The organism is Cyanobium sp. NIVA-CYA 375, assembly GCF_056108345.1.
In genome coordinates this window covers 1-615 of sequence record NZ_JBSYHW010000378.1, presented here as the reverse complement: position 1 = coordinate 615, position 615 = coordinate 1, and the positions used below count along the sequence as shown (strand labels likewise).

At 73.3% G+C, this 615-nt stretch carries 1 protein-coding gene; it reads right to left on the bottom strand.

The window, feature by feature from the left end:
• On the bottom strand, nt 1-581 hold a 581-nt coding region (locus tag AC01FP_RS18680; protein WP_474482398.1), incomplete at its 3' end, for an ATP-binding cassette domain-containing protein.
• Between the last annotated feature and the right edge of the window lie 34 nt (nt 582-615).

Here is a 615-nt window from a genome sequence, read left to right as displayed (position 1 = left end):
CCGAGATCCACGCGCGGTTGCGCGCGGATCTCGGCCGTGGCCTGGAAGTCGAGCCCGAAACAGGGGTTGGCGACGATCAGCAGGCGCGGTGGCGTGTCGTTGAAGGCACCCAGCTCGCGCGCCAGCACGGCACGCTGCACGTTGCCACCCGAGAGGTTCTGGATCGCCGTGCCCGGCCCGGGTGTCTTGACCTTGAAGGCCGCGATCGCCGCCACCGCCTGCGCCTTCAGCGCCGAGCCCGACAGCAGCGGCCCGCGCCGGAGCGGCGCACGGTCGAAGTTGCGCAGCGCCAGGTTCTCGGCCACGCTGAGCTTGCCCACGCAGGCGTTGAAGAGCGGCTCCTCGGGCAGGCTGCGCACCTGCTGCCGGGTCATGGCCTGGCGGGTGGGAAGGTAGTGCGCACCATCGACCTGCAGCGTGCCCGCCAGCATCGGCTGCGTGCCGGTGAGTGCGGCCATCAGCTCGCGCTGGCCATTGCCCGAGACGCCGGCCACGCCCACGATCTCGCCGGGCATCACCGACAGGTCCAGCCCGTCGATCGCCAGGCGCCCTTCGCCGCCCGCCACGCGCAGGCCGCGCACCGCCAGGCGGGGCACGCCCGAAGGCGCTGGCGCC